This window comes from Vibrio salinus, assembly GCF_021272385.1.
GTDB classification, from domain to species: domain Bacteria; phylum Pseudomonadota; class Gammaproteobacteria; order Enterobacterales; family Vibrionaceae; genus Vibrio; species Vibrio salinus.
The window spans coordinates 320,232-338,045 of record NZ_JAJSDZ010000007.1 but is presented as its reverse complement, the minus strand read 5'-3'; the positions used below and the strand labels follow the sequence as shown (position 1 = coordinate 338,045).

14 protein-coding genes are annotated in these 17,814 nt (G+C 46.0%); 7 read left to right on the top strand and 7 right to left on the bottom strand.

Annotated elements, in window-relative coordinates; translation table 11 throughout:
• Positions 1-247 precede the first annotated feature (247 nt).
• Positions 248-592: a four helix bundle protein gene (locus tag LRQ06_RS07380; RefSeq protein WP_232765750.1), complete on the bottom strand. Its 345-nt coding sequence runs from the start codon at positions 590-592 to the stop codon at positions 248-250.
• 83 nt (positions 593-675) lie between these two features.
• Complete coding sequence (gene radC, locus LRQ06_RS07375; protein ID WP_232765857.1) at positions 676-1,341, bottom strand: RadC family protein; 666 nt, start codon at positions 1,339-1,341, stop codon at positions 676-678.
• A 227-nt stretch (positions 1,342-1,568) separates the two neighbouring features.
• On the opposite strand from radC, the gene coaBC reads away from it, so the two are divergent.
• The 4 genes from coaBC to lpxM are packed head-to-tail and all read left to right on the top strand — an operon-like array spanning position 1,569 to position 5,359.
• Positions 1,569-2,771 (top strand): bifunctional phosphopantothenoylcysteine decarboxylase/phosphopantothenate--cysteine ligase CoaBC, encoded by a 1,203-nt coding sequence (coaBC, locus tag LRQ06_RS07370; protein WP_232765749.1) that lies wholly within the window; start codon positions 1,569-1,571, stop codon positions 2,769-2,771.
• A gap of 56 nt (positions 2,772-2,827) precedes the next feature.
• Positions 2,828-3,418: a nucleoid occlusion factor SlmA gene (gene slmA / locus LRQ06_RS07365; RefSeq protein WP_232765748.1), complete on the top strand. Its 591-nt coding sequence runs from the start codon at positions 2,828-2,830 to the stop codon at positions 3,416-3,418.
• A gap of 4 nt (positions 3,419-3,422) precedes the next feature.
• The gene (gene lpxL / locus LRQ06_RS07360) at positions 3,423-4,370 is read left to right on the top strand and encodes an LpxL/LpxP family Kdo(2)-lipid IV(A) lauroyl/palmitoleoyl acyltransferase (protein ID WP_232765747.1); all 948 of its coding nucleotides are present in this window, start codon (positions 3,423-3,425) and stop codon (positions 4,368-4,370) included.
• 20 nt (positions 4,371-4,390) lie between these two features.
• Positions 4,391-5,359, top strand: coding sequence for a lauroyl-Kdo(2)-lipid IV(A) myristoyltransferase (gene lpxM / locus LRQ06_RS07355; protein WP_232765746.1), 969 nt, complete (start codon positions 4,391-4,393; stop codon positions 5,357-5,359).
• A 120-nt stretch (positions 5,360-5,479) separates the two neighbouring features.
• Here the strand turns inward: lpxM and pyrE are convergent, their stop codons facing one another.
• Positions 5,480-6,121: an orotate phosphoribosyltransferase gene (pyrE, locus tag LRQ06_RS07350; protein ID WP_232765745.1), complete on the bottom strand. Its 642-nt coding sequence runs from the start codon at positions 6,119-6,121 to the stop codon at positions 5,480-5,482.
• 95 nt (positions 6,122-6,216) lie between these two features.
• Entirely contained in the window at positions 6,217-6,933 is a 717-nt protein-coding gene (gene rph / locus LRQ06_RS07345) for a ribonuclease PH (protein WP_232765744.1), read from the bottom strand.
• Positions 6,934-7,139: 206 nt separating this feature from the next.
• Between rph and LRQ06_RS07340 the strand changes: the two genes are divergently transcribed.
• Complete coding sequence (locus tag LRQ06_RS07340) at positions 7,140-8,006, top strand: YicC/YloC family endoribonuclease (RefSeq protein WP_232765743.1); 867 nt, start codon at positions 7,140-7,142, stop codon at positions 8,004-8,006.
• Between the two features lie 304 nt (positions 8,007-8,310).
• Entirely contained in the window at positions 8,311-8,631 is a 321-nt protein-coding gene (locus LRQ06_RS07335) for an STAS domain-containing protein (RefSeq protein WP_232765742.1), read from the top strand.
• A 243-nt stretch (positions 8,632-8,874) separates the two neighbouring features.
• Here the strand turns inward: LRQ06_RS07335 and LRQ06_RS07330 are convergent, their stop codons facing one another.
• From LRQ06_RS07330 to LRQ06_RS07320, 3 genes are all read right to left on the bottom strand, one after another.
• Positions 8,875-11,013 carry a hypothetical protein gene (locus LRQ06_RS07330; RefSeq protein WP_232765741.1) on the bottom strand — a complete coding sequence of 713 codons (2,139 nt, stop codon included), beginning with the start codon at positions 11,011-11,013 and terminating at the stop codon, positions 8,875-8,877.
• A gap of 605 nt (positions 11,014-11,618) precedes the next feature.
• The gene (nifJ, locus tag LRQ06_RS07325) at positions 11,619-15,218 is read right to left on the bottom strand and encodes a pyruvate:ferredoxin (flavodoxin) oxidoreductase (protein WP_232765740.1); all 3,600 of its coding nucleotides are present in this window, start codon (positions 15,216-15,218) and stop codon (positions 11,619-11,621) included.
• 7 nt (positions 15,219-15,225) lie between these two features.
• A complete protein-coding gene (locus LRQ06_RS07320; protein WP_232765739.1) occupies positions 15,226-16,863 on the bottom strand; it encodes an NAD(P)-binding protein in 1,638 nt (545 codons plus the stop codon).
• Between the two features lie 312 nt (positions 16,864-17,175).
• Here LRQ06_RS07320 and LRQ06_RS07315 point away from each other — a divergent pair, with 312 nt between their 5' ends.
• Complete coding sequence (locus tag LRQ06_RS07315) at positions 17,176-17,808, top strand: TetR/AcrR family transcriptional regulator (protein ID WP_232765738.1); 633 nt, start codon at positions 17,176-17,178, stop codon at positions 17,806-17,808.
• The last annotated feature ends 6 nt before the right edge of the window (positions 17,809-17,814 follow it).

Genomic DNA, 17,814 nt, shown 5'->3' with positions numbered 1-17,814 from the left:
AAATCCATACAAGGCTATCAAAGGTCGCGCATTATACTAACTTGACGAGCATTGCTCAAGACCCGAACAGATCCTTTTTGCAAGATCTTGTGATCTTTTTATCGCCGAGCTGATTTAGGTTAAAAATTTAGTGGGCGAATAATAGCAGAAATAGTCGAAGGAACAAGTGTTAGTTTCAGTGTTTCAGTGTTTCAGTGTCTCAGTTGGCAGGCTTCTCTCTGTAAACTGAACACTGAAAAACTGTAAACTAACATCTACTTCTAATCAGTCCGGACAACATTTTTATAATTTCTCTTACCTTAATTTCTAAAGCAAGACTATCTGAGCCTGTCAGATACCCGAGCTCCCTCGCCAATATAATTTGAGTAAGGAGTTCAGAAGCCGAACCCTTCGCAATGTATAAAAAACGAACCGAATCTTTAATGCTTCCTCTTTGTTCACCTTCAGCGATATTCGATGGAATGGAAATAGCGGCTCTTGTTATCTGATCTTTAAAACCAAAATTACATTTAAAGGATTCAAATTCTTGATTAACTTTGATAGCGACTTGCATCCCGGCCTGCCACACCTTCAATTTTTCAAAATACTCCATAATCACTTTTCACTGATAACTGATAACTGATAACTGATAACTGATAACTGATAACTGATAACTGATAACTGATAACTGACACACTATTCCATCCACCCTCTTTCACAAAACGATACGATTTCACCATCTCCGATGACGAAGTGATCGAGAACCCGGATATCAATCAGCGCCAGTGCTTCTTTTATTCTTATGGTAATCCGCCGGTCAGCCTGACTCGGCTCAGCAACACCGGACGGGTGATTATGAGCCAGAATCAGAGCCGCAGCATTATGATGAAGCGCCTGCTTCACGATTTCTCTCGGATAAACAGAGGCAGCGTCAATCGTACCTTCGAACAACGTTTCTCCCTGAATCACCCGGTTCTGATTATCTAAATAGAGAACATAAAACGCTTCTCTGGCCCGATCTCTCAGTAAGCTGGAAAGATAAAGCCGGGTCTGAGCCGGACTGGTTAACGCATCGCCCCTCTCCAGTGTCTCCATGAGGTAACGTTGTGTCATTTCCAGAATGGCCTGCAACTGAACGTACTTCGCTTCTCCTAACCCCTTAAACCGACAAAACTCCTCCTGTGTTGCCGCAAATAATTTACGCAGAGAACCAAATTCTCCCAGTAAGTGGTGCGCAAGATGCAGCACATTCATTTCTCTTGTTCCGGTTCGCAGAAAAATTGCCAGTAATTCTTCATCCGATAAAAACTGAGGCCCTCTGCTCAGTAATTTTTCCCTTGGCATTTGTTTTTTCGTCAGCATCGTCCCCCTCCTTATCCACAGAGGATCAAGAGCCATCAGCGGCCCAAACACAAAACAAATAAACGATAAGAGCAGTTCGTCCACTCAAAAACCTCCCGGTAAGACCTGTTCTTGCAACCATTTTGCGACTAAGTACTTACTTCGCTGTTATCACCGGATTGATGTATCACTGAAAACTTGTGATAACATAGGCAGGTTTTCAGAGTTCAGTATTTAAGGATAAGAAAATGCAGACTTTGTCCGGAAAAAAAATTCTTCTTGGCATCAGTGGTGGAATCGCGGCCTACAAATGTGCAGAGCTCACCCGGCGGCTAATTGAACGGGGCACCGAAATTCGCGTCGTCATGACCGAAGCCGCCAAAGAATTTATCACACCTTTAACAATGCAGGCCGTATCGGGCCATCAGGTTGCGTCAAGCCTGCTGGATCCGGAAGCCGAACGATCGATGAATCACATTGAGCTGGCCAAATGGGCCGATCTGGTTCTGCTCGCACCGGCAACAGCGGATTTGATTGCCCGGGTTGCCGGCGGTCTGGGTAATGATTTGCTTTCTACTCTGGTTCTGGCCACAGAAGCACCCGTTGCTGTTGCTCCGGCAATGAACCAGCAAATGTACAAAAATATTGCCACCCAGGAAAATCTGGCCACACTTATCCGCCGAGAATTCATTATCTGGGGGCCCGGGGCCGGGGAACAGGCTTGTGGTGATGTTGGCCCGGGACGTATGCTGGAGCCGATGGAACTGGTTCATCACTGTGAAGAATTTTTTCAGCCCCGCTTGCTAAGCGGTCAATCCATTTTAATTACCGCAGGTCCGACGCAGGAAGCCATCGATCCAGTGCGGTATATCTCTAATCACAGTTCCGGGAAAATGGGCTTTCAGTTAGCAGAAGCCGCCGCAAGGTCCGGCGCATCAGTGACATTAATCAGCGGGCCGGTAAACCAGAGAACACCTGACGGGGTTTGTCGCATTGATGTTACCAGTGCCACAAACATGCATGAAGAAGTGATGAAACTCGCCCCTGAGCATACAATTTTCATCAGTTGTGCTGCCGTTGCCGACTATCGTCCGGAATGCATCTCCGAACAGAAAATCAAGAAAACAAAGGATAAGGATGCCATGACAATCAGGATGATAAAAAATCCGGATATCGTCGCCTCTGTGGCATCATTAACCGAGGGAAGACCTTATACTGTAGGTTTTGCCGCTGAGACACAAAACCTTGAACACTACGCCAGAAACAAACTGGAACAGAAGAATCTCGATCTGATCTGCGCCAACGATGTTTCCGTTTCCGGACAAGGATTTAACAGTGACTCAAATGCATTAACCGTTTACTGGAAAAATGGAGAGCATGTCTTTCCTCTCACATCAAAAAACCAGCTAGCAATGGAATTAATGTCATTCATTAGTGAAAAAATACAATAAAAATAAAGTAGATAATCAGGCTAAGTATTAACATCTGAGTTAAGAAGGACGAAAGAATGAGTGGGACAAAAAAAAGTAACCGCAGAGAAGAAATTCTTCAGGCACTCGCTGAAATGCTCGAATCTCACGATGGCGCATCCCGGATCACAACGGCGAAACTGGCCAACCGGGTGGGTGTGTCTGAGGCCGCTTTGTACCGTCATTTCCCGAGTAAAGCCCGCATGTTTGAAGGGCTGATCGAATTTATTGAAGAAACGCTGATGTCCCGCATCAACTATATCTTTGATGAAGAAAAAGATACATTGCACCGCTTAAAAATGGTGATGCAGCTTATTCTTACTTTTTCGGAACGTAACCCGGGGCTGACACGAATTTTATCCGGTCATGCTTTAATGTTCGAAAACGAACGCCTTCGGGAGCGGATTAATCAGTTGTTTGAACGCATTGAAACCTCTTTACGGCAAATTCTGCGTGAGCGTAAAATCCGGGAAGGAAAATCCTTTCCTGTCGAAGAAGGCATTCTGGCTTCGCAGCTGTTAGGTCAGGTAGAAGGAAGCCTGAACCGTTTTGTCCGCTCAGATTTTAAATATCAACCAACAGCAAACTTTGAAGAGTACTGGTCTCTTTTAAGTGCACAAATAAAGTAATTCTATGAGTGATTATAACGTCGGAAAACCTGAGTTTTCAGTGTCTCTTTTACATCCCAGATATTGGGGGGTGTGGTTTGGATTCGGTCTGCTCCTGCTGATCGTGAATATGCTCCCTTACTCTATGTCGTTAAAATTAGGACAGAGTTTAGGCAAACTAGCCCTTAAATTTGGGAAAAAGAGGTTACACATCGCAAGGCGGAACCTTGAACTGGCTTTCCCTGATAAACCCGCAGACGAAATAGAAACCATACTGACCGAAAACTTCAAAAATACCGGTGCAGCATTAATTGAATCGGGTATTGCCTGGTTCTGGCCCACATGGCGTTTTCGCCGTTTGCTCATCAATAAAGACACGCGGCCATTGCTTGAGCATGAAAAAAATAAAAAAGGCGCACTGCTCTGTGCTGTACACGCTTTTAACCTGGAAATATGCGCCCGTGGCTTTGCGGCTCTCGGCATGCCAGGTTATGGCGTTTACCGCCCACATACCAACGCCGCCTATGAATTTATTCAGTACCGGGGACGAACCCGTGATGGCAATAAGCTGGTTTATCGACGGGATCTAAAGAAGATGATCCGGGTACTGAGACAGGGGGAGCGCCTGTTTTATTTACCGGATCAGGATTATGGCCATAATCAGTCTGTTTTTGTGCCGTTCTTTGCCGTTCAGGACGCCTGTACCACTACCGGGACCAGTATTCTTGCTTATGCCAGTAAATGTGCAATTATGCCGGTTTCCGGGTTCCGCAATCAGGATGGAAAATACGAATTAATTGCGGATATCTCAATAGAAGATAATTATCCGAAAAAGGACAAAACGGCTGCTGCAGCCTATATGAATAAATACGTTGAAGAGGTGATACTCCGGGCACCGGAACAATGGATGTGGCTGCACAAACGTTTTAAGTCCTTACCGGATGGCACCCAGTCAAAAACCCGCTACCAATAATATAAAAAGGCTTTTGTTGAATGAGTTCAGATCAGGACGCCCCGAAAAAAAACAGTATTGATGCCTATTTGCATGATCCCAGATTTCAGTGGTCATTTCTGCATCCCCGCCACTGGGGAATGTGGCTGGGCGTATTCTTTGCAGCACTGCTGGCTTATATTCCCCCAAAATTACGGGATGGCATTGCCAGAAAAATTTCCACGCTCATCGTCAATAAAAACGGCCGCGTTGTTCGCCGGGCAAGAACCAATCTGGAATATTGTTTTCCGGAAAAATCAGCTCAGGAACGGGAAAAAATCGTAAAAGAAACGTTTGTGAAGGCCGCTCAGTATATACTCGGCTATTCTGAATTTCTGGTTCGCTCAACCAGACATAACCAGAACCGTGGTGTCATGATTGGTGAAGAAAATATTATTCCGCTGTTGGATGCGGGGGAAAACGTCATCATTCTTGCGCCACATGCATGGGCCGTTGACTATCCGGCGGTGATGCTGGCCGCCAGAGGCTACAAAGTCACTACCATCATGAAGCCGCAGCGTAACCCTATCGGAGACTGGCTGATGCATGTCCAGCGCATGCAGTATGGCGGCCGGATTTTTGCCCGTAATGCCGGCGTAAAACCGTTTGTCCGTTCAATCAAAGACGGCTACATCGGTTATTGGCTCCCGGATGAAGATCATGGCCCGCAAAATTCGGTGTTCGTCCCTTTCTTTGCTACAGAAAAGGCCACGCTGAAAGGCTTTGGTAAAATGGCCCGCCTGTCAAAAGCCAAGGTAATTCCAATCCTGCCCGCATACAATGATAAAACCTCCAAATACGAAGTTCATATTCTGCCTGCTCTGGAAAACTTCCCGACAGGGGATGAAGAACAGGACGCCAGAGCCATGAATAAGGCCATTGAAGATCTTTTGATCCCAAGGCCGGAACAGTACATGTGGAATTTATTTCTTCTGCAAACGCAAAGAGACGGGAAGAAGATATATAGTTAATAGTTTTCAGTTTTTCAGTAGACAGTTGGTAATACTATTAATGATTCAACGCATATATTAAAAAGGAAGCTTATCTAAACTTCCTTTTCTTCCGAATACGAAAAACTGAACACTGAAAAACTAAACCCCATACTGCGCTCTGTACGCTTTCACAGCATCCAGATGTTCGGCTTCATCCCCTTTTTCTTCCAGATAGGTGATCAGATCGCTCAGACTGACAATGGAAACGACTGAACAGCCGAAATCACGTTCGACTTCCTGAATCGCCGACAACTCACCCTTGCCTTTTTCCTGGCGGTCAATCGCCACCAATACACCGGCCAAATCCGCTTTATTGGCTTGAATGATTTCCATCGACTCACGGATAGCGGTACCGGCGGTAATTACATCATCAACCAGCATAATACGCCCTTCCAGAGCACTTCCCACCAGATTGCCACCTTCACCATGATCTTTGGCTTCTTTACGGTTAAAGCAATATGGCGTATCAACATCGTGATGATCAGACAGAGCCACCGCCGTTGTGGTTGCAATTGGAATCCCTTTATAAGCAGGGCCGAACAGCACATCATAAGTAATACCGGAATCCACTAATGCTGCCGCATAAAAACGGCCCAAACGGGCAAGGTCGCGACCTGTATTAAACAAACCAGCATTAAAAAAATATGGGCTCTTACGGCCAGACTTTAAAGTAAATTCCCCAAATTTAAGAACCTGTTTTTCCAAAGCAAATTCTATAAATTCACGCTGGTACGCTTTCATCGCTTCTCTCTCTTTCCTAAATCAAGCTTCGCTTGTAACAATCACTATGAACTAACAAAAAAATAGCCCCTGTCAAAGGAGCTATCCAGTCAAAACTAATCTTCCAGTGCCGCTTTCTGCGCGGCGACAATGGCTTCTATGCCTTTTTTAGCCGATTCCAGCAACAACATCAGCTCATCATGGGTAAAGGGTTCGCCCTCCGCCGTTCCCTGAACTTCAATCAAACGACCATCTTCCGTCATCACGACATTCATGTCTGTATCAGCGGAAGAATCTTCAACGTATTCAAGATCACACAGAACATCATCACCTAAAATACCGACTGACACCGCAGCAACCAGTCCTTTCATCGGGTTGGCTTTCATCTTGCCATCGGTAACCAGCTTATCAAACGCATCACACAACGCCACACACGCACCGGTAATCGATGCAGTCCGGGTACCGCCATCAGCCTGGATGACATCACAATCGACCGTCACCATGGTTTCACCCATCGCTTTTAAATCAACAATGGCACGAAGGCTACGGCCGATCAAACGCTGTATTTCCATCGTCCGGCCACCCTGTTTACCACTGGCTGCTTCGCGGCGGGTACGGGAATGGGTTGCTCTTGGCAACATACCATATTCGGCGGTCACCCAACCTTTCCCTTGTCCTTTCAGCCAACGGGGGACAGTGTCTTCTACTGTGGCATTACACAATACCTTGGTATTACCAAACTCCACCAAAACAGAGCCTTCGGCATAAGCTGTATAGTGACGGGTAATTTTTATAGGTCGAACCTGATCGGCAGCACGGTTATTTGGACGCATGACGCTTCTACCTTTAATTGGGTGAACGAATGATTTGGGCGCTGATTATATAGGAAATAAACGCTTGTTAATAGTTTGAACCTTCAGCTTACCATTCCTTGTATCCCTTTGTCACAAACGTGTCGGAATGATAACGTTTAACCTTGTATTTATGCTAATATCTCAAAAAGAAAGAGATTGATATTTTTTAACCAAGGACAACGTAAATGATTTACAGTATGACGGCGTACGCACGCAAAGAAGTCAAAGCTGATTGGGGAACAGCGGTATGGGAAATCCGCTCCGTAAATCAACGATATCTGGAAACGTACTTCCGTCTTCCAGAGCTGTTTCGTGGGCTTGAGCCTGTTCTTCGCGATCGATTCCGTCAAAAACTGGCCCGTGGTAAGGTGGAATGTCATCTTCGCTATGAGGCCAACCCGGCGGCAAAAAGTGAACTGACCATCAATGAAAAACTGGCGCAACAGGTCATTGAAGCTGCAAATCACATCATGCATATGACAGGAGAACTGAGCCGCATTAATCCGTTTCAGGTGATGCAATGGCAAGGGGTTATGGAAGCGCCGGAGCAGGATATCGACGCCATCAGTAAAGAACTTCTGGTCGCCTTTGATGATGCTATTGAAGACTTTCTGGCTGCCCGTGGCCGCGAAGGCGATAACATGAAAGCGTTAATTGAGCAGCGTCTGGATACAATCACAGGCGAAGTGTCCAAAGTACGCACCATGATGCCGGAAATCATTGAATGGCAGCGCAACCGTTTATTTTCCAAGTTTGAAGAAGCCAAAGTTGAACTGGATAGCAACCGGGTCGAACAGGAGCTTATCCTGCTGGCTCAGAAATCGGATGTCGCAGAAGAACTGGACCGCCTTGATTCTCACGTAAAAGAAACCCGGAACATCCTGAAAAAAGGCGGAGCTATCGGCCGTCGTCTGGACTTCATGATGCAGGAATTCAACCGTGAATCCAACACGCTGGCATCCAAGTCCATCAATACCGAAGTCACCGCATCCAGCGTAGAGCTTAAAGTGCTTATCGAACAGATGCGTGAGCAGATCCAAAATATAGAATAACCCTTAAACCCTCACCATTAAACCCACACAATCCTTTCTTTTTCACCGTGGATTGTGTGGTGCATTTCCGCCAGCTTATTCTTACTCTATCCAGCCTTTATATCAGCCCTTTTTCGCCTTTCTCCGGCCAGCAATCCCTCATTTTATATTGATTCTCAATTTGAGAAATCCGTGATGTCATTTTGAATAGCTCGCACACAAACATTATAAGAAATTGAATAATAAATATTTTTATTCTGGCATACATCATGAATAAACCAGTACATCCCAACCGACTACACCACCAGACAGAAGGAGAAAGACGATGGGACTACTGGCGAGAACATACAATGACAACACAATCACGTTGATTTTTTCCGGCAATTTGGATGCCGATGGCAGCCAGAGCGCACTGCCTCAGTTAGACAAAGTGATCGCAAATCCGGAATTTAACGAAATCGAAGTGGAGCTGACGAACGTCACCTTCCTCGATTCCTCCGGTGTCGGCGCGATTGTCTATCTGTACAAACGCCTGATAGCCAAAGAACGCAGCATGAGAATTGAAAACGTCAGCGGGCAGAGGCGTTACTGGATGATAATGCCCTTGCCGAAAACCTGTCCTCCTGTGCCCGGGAACGGGTTCTGAATACCTTTTCTCTCGGTGCCAATACCAACAAACTGACGCAATTATATGAACAACTACTGACCCGGCACCGGAGCACGATAGAACACCCCGGATTACTCAGCGGCCTGAAGCCGTTAAGAAACCTGTCTCTCGCCAGTCTGAAGCACTGAACGATGGAAAAGGACATCGCCAGAGCCATGTCCTTGTTATCTTTGGATTGAGAACGGATCGAACCCAACCTTATTACATCGGTTTATCTACTTGTCACTCACTGGTCGTCGTGTCTGCAGACCAGTTGGCAGCCAACTCGATGTCGTCATAAATACCATTCCCGGGATTGGCGTTGTTAAACGTGACAAAATTGTTAAAACCGGCAAAATTGTCACCAATAGTGGCCTCTACAACCAGATAACCAAAACTATTTGACGGAATCACACTGGCATCAATGGTAAACGTCACGGTTTTCCCATCCTCAGTGTGGGTGTAATTTGAAATGGTTGAACTCGTATCAGTCACAAACCGGCCACGATTCCGGGAGCCTTTCACACAAAAAGAGCTCACCGTACTGCCATCAACAGTAAGTCCACAATTGATACTATCATTAATCTCAATCCCAAATAGATTGCGATTACTGCCACCATCAACAGCCGCGGTGGCTAACGCATCCGTAATACTACCGTTAGCGGTTACTGTAATTTTGATTTTCTGCCCATCATCCGACAGCTCTTCCGCTTTAAGAGTGAGCAATTCGAAACCAGCATGATTTGTATTCGTCGAATCATCGCTGTCATCCGTGACACTGGTGGGAAGCGCATCGTCAACCAAATCGTTTTTCAATGCATCAAGACTGGTATACATCGTAAAGTCTCTTGAGCTACGCCCGGCGGTTAATGTCACTTTATAATAATCGTCACCCACCTCGGTTAGCGTCAACGTCGCGGCCGCATTACCATTACCTGCTCCAATCACTAATCCACCACTACTGTTAATCGAATAGGACGCCGAAAAGGTTCCGTCTTCTTCTGAGTTCAGCATACTGGTGCTTTGCACGGTCACGGTATTTGCATCACTAAATACCAGCTCCTGAAAGTCACTGGTATAAAATGTTTTGTCATTCACCATATCTAACGTGAATGCCGTCGTTGTCGCATCGGAAGAGTCCGATGATCCAGAAGTATCATCCGTATTTAAACTCACCAGATACGCCGTCGCTTTTGCTGAGTCGTAATACATACGTCCACGTCCCCGGGTGGTCACATCACCGGTTACCTCGGTATAGGTGTACGTCAGATAATCTTCATCGAAACCGGTGATGAACATCGTCGTGGTGGAAGTATCCTCAACCGTGGTCACTCTGGGGACGAACGCATTATAAGTCACCGATTGTGCGTCAGAAGACTGCCAGGTTTTTGGAGACGACATACCACTTTCCGCGCGATACATGGTCGTATCGGACAGAATCGTACTGACTAAATAACTTTCTGCCGCGCCTTTTTCCGTGATCGGGTAAAGGCGTTCCGTCAGCGTACTGCCATCGGATGCTAATGCATGCGTCATCTCAAGATAGAAAATATCGTTGTCTTCATCATAGACATAACGAAGCGTGTATTGCGTATTATCGGCCTTCGTCAACGTCGCTGTGCCCTCGCTGTCATTAAATGAGAGGGATGCTTCACCATCGTCACTGCCCAGATGATCCACATAAGAAACCGCATCGGCCAGTCCGTCCTCATCGGAATCGGAAAAAGAGAAAGTGGAATAAATGGCGCCACTGGCATTACCGACATCAAGCAACCTACGGTCCAGCAAAATCGTATTGATTAAATGCGTCGTGGCTTCTTCAGACGTGACAACATCAAGACCATCAACGCTGGCTTCCATCTCCGCGGCATAGGTATTGAACGCGGACATAAAGGTATCAGCACTGCTGATATTAAGACTGTCTCCTTTCGTTTCCGCCGCCCTTTTCGCTGCATTGATCACCGAAGCAACCGTCTCCGGGGATATCGTGATTGAATTATTATTACTATCGGTATCAAGAGACTGAAGAACCTGAGCAACAGTACTGTCTTTTTCCTGATACTCCGCCCCGCTGATCAGCTCGGCCGTCTTGTCAGCTGAGATCGTCTTTAACGCAAAAGACTGCGGGTTACCATCGGAATCCGTGTAGGTTAAAGAGAAAGTGCAGCTTGAACCGGGTTCAAAAAAGAATTTTCCATCCGAATCCGTCGTTCCGGATAATGAACCACATGAATAGCTAATCCCACTAACAGCAGCATCGATATAATACGCATAGCTACTATTGCTGGTAGTGCCGGTACTCACTTCATCACCACCTCCACATCCCGATAAGGATAAAACGAGTAAAGGAACAAACACTCTTACGCTTGGTGTATTTTTCATAAAATAAAACCCCAGAGCATATTGAACACAACTCGAAAAGCTCATTTATCCCACTCATATGACACCAGTATTAGCTACATAGCCTGACGACTAAGAAACGAATTAATACCGATAATTCGGGAAAGAACTATTCTGCTTAATAATGGATTTCAGAAATGTTAGAATATAGTTAATTTATTAACAAAACAATCATTAGTGGTGATTTTTGGGCAGGATAAAATAATAAATTCTGTAGGATTTAGCGGAAGATGTTAGCTTTTAGCTACATTTTTATCTACATTTCATAAAGATACTGCAATTCAAATCTCTCTGCTTATACTTAATAACTCGTGAATGAGTAACATGATTGAATTAACTTACTATCATTTAAATGATTAATAATAAATATTTCTCGAATTAAATATATTCACAGTAAAAATACATTTAGTGTCGGTAGCATAAATAAAATATGAAACAATGATTCGCTATTATTCAATTCTGAAGGCAGGAAACTAACCCCGACCCAACAGATATTATAAGCTTGTCAAAAACTCATATTTTTAAATTCGATTCGCTTTTATAGAACCGCTTAAATATCTTCCCGGATTTATTTAAGCGATTTTTCTTCAACGAACATTGTATTCAAAATGAGGTACAGCAACACTGGAAGACCGCATCGCAAGTTCTTCATAAAACTGCCATTTACTGTCAACGGACTGCTGAGCCTGAGCTAAAATCTGTTTTGATGTTTCCGGATCGGCATCGTACAATTCCCGGTATCTGGCTTCATTCAAACGATATTCACTGAGCGGCACCGTCGGACGCAAGGTGTCAAGAGTAAACGGGTTTTTATGACTATCTCTCAACGCCGGATTATAACGGAACAACGGCCAGTGCCCGGATTTAACCGCCAGTTGTTGCTGACGTCGTCCGTCGTTCATATTAATACCATGAGCAATACAGTGACTGTACGCAATGATCAATGAAGGCCCCCGGTAGGCTTCAGCCTCACGCATCGTTAATATGGCCTGTTGCGGATCGGCACCGATAGCAATCCGGCCGACATACACATTGTTATAGGCAATCGCCTGAAGCGCGATGTCTTTTTTATTCGAATGCTTACCTGCCGCCGCAAATTTCGCCACCGCACCAAGTGGTGTCGATTTTGACATCTGCCCTCCGGTATTCGAATACACTTCCGTATCCATCACCAGAACATTGACATCAGCACCACTTGCCAGTACATGATCCAGACCACCATAGCCAATATCATAGGCCCAGCCATCTCCGCCCACAATCCAGATCGAGCGTCTGATTAGTTGATCCGCGACAGACATAAGGTTATATGCGTCGTTCGTACCTATACTCTCCAGTTGCTGTTTCAAAACATCAACCCGTTTTATCTGGGCCTGAATGTCGGATTCCATGAGTTGCTCCGCATTCAGCAATTGATCGACAAGTAAAGGGTCAAGTAAGTGCCTGAACTCAGCTAAGAGTTGTCTGGCTAAACCGTTTTGTTTTGTTGCCGCCAGATGAAACCCGAATCCAAATTCAGCATTATCTTCAAACAAAGAATTAGACCAGGCAGGTCCCCTGTTCGCACTATTCTTTGCCCATGGGGTCGTCGGAAGATTACCACCATAGATAGAAGAGCATCCGGTAGCGTTGGCAATCATCATCCGGTCACCAAATAGCTGAGAAATCAGCTTTAGGTATGGTGTTTCACCACATCCGGAACAGGCTCCGGAAAACTCAAACAACGGCTCCAGAAACTGGACACCACGGACATGGGAGAAATCAACCCGGGCACGATCATTATAAGGAATGGTTTCAAAGAACATCAGGCTTTCTTTCTCCGTTTCCAGATAAGGCGCTTTCAGTTCCATATTGATCGCTTTACGCGGTAACTGACCGACATTAACCGGTTTCTGCACCGGACAGGCATCCACACACAAACCACAACCGGTGCAATCTTCCGGGTACACCTGCAAAGTATACCGGGCATCCGGGAACCCCCGCGCGGTAATACCTGCGGATTTATACCCGTCCGGAGCATCATTCAATCGGGATTTATCGTAAAATTTAGCCCGGATTGCAGCATGCGGGCAGATAATGCTGCAATTTCCACACTGAATGCAGTCCTCTGACTCCCAGATAGGAATGCGCTGCGCAATGTTTCTTTTTTCCCACTGACTGGTACCGGAAGGATATGTTCCGTCCTCCGGGAGCATCGACACCGGAATCCGGTCGCCTTTACCACGAATCATTTCCGCCGTCACCTGGCGGACAAATTCCGGTGCAGTTTCCGCTACGGTCGCTTTATCGGTCACCGAAGAAAAGACAACATCGGGTACGTCAATCTGATGCAAATGCGCCAGTGCCTGATCCACCGCAGAGAAATTTTTCTCAACCAACCCGGCCCCTTTCCGGGAATACGTTTTCTTTATCGCCTGCTTTATTTTCCCCACGGCAGTCTGTTTATCGATCACCCCGGATAATGCAAAAAAACAGGTCTGCATGATGGTATTAATCCGGTTGCCCATCTCTGTCTCACGGGCAACCTTATACGCGTCAATCACGTAAAATGTCATCCGGTTTTCAATCAGTTTTTTCTGCATTGCCTCAGGAATCGACATCCAGACTTTGTCTTTTTCCACAGACGTATTCAGCAAAAAGGTCGCCCCCATCGCTGCTTTATCCAACATATTCACCGTTTCAATAAACGTAGCCTGATGACAGGCAATAAAATTCGCAGACTGAATCAGATATGGACTATTAATCGGATGATGCCCGAAACGAAGGTGCGATTCGGTTTTCGAACCTGATTTTTTTGAGTCATAAACGAAATAACCCTGAGCAAAATAATCCGGGTCTTCACCAATAATTTTAATGGTATTTTTATTGGCTCCCACTGTACCATCCGAGCCGAGACCAAAGAAAAGAGCCCGGACAATGTCACCGGATTCGATATCAAACGATTCATCGACATCCAGACTGGAATCACAAACATCATCATTAATACCAACGGTAAAATGCTGCTTAACCTTTTCCGATTTAGGGTTATCAAAGATGGCTTTGACCATCGCCGGCGTAAACTCTTTACTGGACAGGCCATAACGCCCGGCTATCAATCTGGGAAATACCGTAAACCTGTCGGCATTTTCCACCACGGCCGTCATGACATCCTGATATAATGGATCGCCATTCGAACCGGTTTCTTTCGTGCGATCCAGTACGGTGATAACCCGGACCGTTTCAGGTATGGCATCCAGCAAATGGCAGGCAGACAACGGCCGGTATAAATGTACCTGAACGCCGCCGACTTTTTCCCCCTGCGATACCAGATAACTGACAGTTTCTTTGATGGTTTCGACCCCCGACCCCATCGCAATCACGATATGCTCCGCATCCCCGGCACCAAAATACTCCATCAGCCGGTACTGTCTTCCGGTCAGTGCCGCAAGCTGATCCATACTTTTCTGAACAATGTCCGGAGTGGCCAGATAAAACGGATTCACCGTCTCACGGGCCTGAAAATACACATCCGGATTTTGCGCTGTCCCCCGGATGAACGGATTATCCGGCCTTAACCCCCGCTCACGATGCTCCCTTACCCATTGATCGGAAATCATGCTCCGGATGACATCATCCGGTATCAGACTGATTTTATTCACTTCATGGGAAGTACGGAAACCATCAAAAAAATGCACAAAAGGGATACGGGCCTGTAGGGTAGATGCATGAGCAATCAGAGCCATATCATGAGCTTCCTGTACCGATGAAGAAGCCAACAGGGCAAAACCGGTTCCCCGCACAGCCATCACATCCTGATGATCACCAAAAATAGATAATGCCTGTGCAGCCAGAGAACGGGCCGCGACATGAAAAACCGTTGATGTCAGTTCCCCGGCAATTTTGTACATATTGGGCAACATCAGCATCAATCCCTGAGAAGCCGTAAACGTTGTTGTCAATGCTCCGCTCTGTAGTGCTCCGTGTACAGTACCGGCAGCCCCTCCTTCACTCTGCATTTCGGCAATCAGAGGTACATTGTGCCACAAATTAGTTTTCCCTTCCGAGGCCCACTGGTCCGCAAATTCGGCCATCGCAGAAGAGGGAGTGATCGGAAAAATACCACAAACTTCACTCACTCTGTACGCGATATAGGCGGCCGCTTCATTTCCGTCACATGAGTGCATGACGGCCTGTTTTGTTCGATTCATCATTCACTCCTTATTCCGGATTCACTTCAGACGAAACCATTTCAATGGCATGGCAGGGACACTGAGCATAACAGGCCCCACAACCGGTACATTTTTCATAATTAATCTGATACCCATGACCTTTTCCCAACTTGATAATGGCATCATGAGGGCAGGCTCCATAGCAGCCATCACACTCAAAACAGTTACCACATGAATAGCAGCGCTGTGCCTCAAAATGTGCCTCTTCTTCCGTTAATCCTCCGACAACCTCATCAAAGCTCTCCATTCGGATTTCCGGGGCTATAGCCGGTTGTGCCTGCTGATCTGCATCCGTTTTATACCAAAGGTGTAACTGATCGTATTTGACCAGCGGTCTCTTACTTTCTTTGTGATAAGTCCGTCCATGTAAAAAGGCATCGATATGAGCTGCAGCTTTTTTCCCATGCCCCACCGCAATAGTGACGGTTCTTTCACTGGGAACCATATCACCACCGGCAAACACGCCCGGATACCCGGTCATCATTTGCTCATTAACCGTCACAACTCCACCCTGATCATGTTCAACGCCGGGCAAATTACGGGTCAGCTTTGAATCAATATTCTGGCCCAGAGCCAGAATAAGAGAATCGGCCTGAACCAACTCAAACTCCCCGACAGGCATAGGATATCCTTCTTCGTTCAGCTCCATTTTTTCCAGCGTAACCGTGGTTTCATCAATCTGATTGATGGTTCTCAGCCAGTGAAAGCTAATGCCTTCTTCCATCGCTTCCTGACATTCAAAATCATGCGCAGGCATATGTTCCCTGTCCCGGCGATAAACAACTGACACCTCAGCGCCTTTACGCCGTGCTGTCCGGGCGGCATCCATTGCGGTATTACCGCCTCCGTAAACAAGCACCCTGGCGCCCAAATCAGGAGCATCACCTAGTTCATTACTGCGCAGATAAGAAACCGCATCATAGGTACTGTCATGATCCTGACTGGAAAGGCTGACACCCCGGCCGACATGGGCTCCAATGGCAATAAACACCGCATCAAACTGGCCGGACACTTTTTCTGCCAGTAAATTTTCTACCATGTGATTAAGCACAATCCGGATACCCATTTTTTCAATTCGCTGAATTTCCTGTTTTAAGATATCCCGGGGCAGACGGTAAGCCGGAATACCAAATAACATCATTCCCCCGGCCACCGAAGCGGACTCATGAATTTCCACATCATGACCTTTGCGTTTCAGATGATAAGCGGCTGCCAGGCCACTCGGACCGGCACCAACAATTAACACTCTTTTCCCTGTTGGTTTTGCGTCATAACGCACCGGCCATCCTTCCGCCAATGCTTTATCACCAAGAAACCGTTCAACGGCATGAATACTGACCGCCTGATCCACATGAGTTCGGTTACAGGCCGTTTCACAGGGGTGATAGCACACCCGGCCATGAACAGCAGGCAAGGGATTATTCAGAATCAGTTCCTGAAACGCCTCTTCATAGCGTTTTTCCTGAGCAAGGGACAACCATTCCTGAATATTACTTCCGGTCGGACAGGCATAATTACAGGGCGGCAGGGAATTGGAATAAACCGGCAATTGAGTTCTGACCGGCCCCGTCCCTTTCTTCTGAGTCAAATCCGGTGGTGGAGTCATATCTCTGAGTGGCGTACGCATATCAATTTTACCTTTCCAGCCGGTAAGCCTGTATCGGATCACCCTGATGAGATCAGAAAAAACCGTTAAGCTTACGTAATTAAGAAAAACTTAAAATACGCTTTAAAATATAGACGCTATGAATGAAATAAATTTGAGGTCACCGATACTTCCGGTTAATTTGCATTTGCAATTTAATTTCACAACCATCACGTTTTTTCCATAATTCACCATTTGATGAAATTTGTGGAATTAACTTCCTGTCATCTCATTCAGAAAAATTCTATATTCATCAGGCGGGGAATATTTCTGAGATGAGTAAAAGGACGTCCTATGTCACGACCAAAAGGTGAAACGCAAACAAGGAATAACCTGATTGACGCGGCTAAAGATTGCTTTACCCAATTAGGATATGAGCGGGTGTCAACCAGACAGATTGCCAGACGAGCTGGTGTCGATGCGGCAATGATTCGCTATTATTTCGGGTCGAAAGCCGGGCTGTTTGAAGCCATGGTACTGGAAACCATCGAGCCGGTATTACAAACGCTTCAGAAACGCCATGATCTTTTAAAGACCAACGATCCTTTAACTATCATGCAAACCTATTACCGGGTAATGTCGGCCAATCCGGACTTACCCAGATTGATGCTGCGGGTGATGTACCACGGCGACAGCGATGAAGCTTTTAATATCATGAGCAGTATCTTTAATCATATCCTGATGCACATTCGTCAGTGGTTTTCACCGGATAATCCTCATTGGTCTTTTAATAACAACATTGAACCGGAATTAGCCCAGTTCAGTATGATCAGTCTGATGGTTTTTCCTTTGATTGCCCCAAAATATTTAATTCAGGAGTTTGGCATTGAAACAAACGAGCTTTTCCTGAATCAACTGGCCAGTCATAATCATCAGGTTATGCTGGAAGGGCTTTTTCAGTTCAAAGAGCCCGGAAATAGGGAGTAACAACTG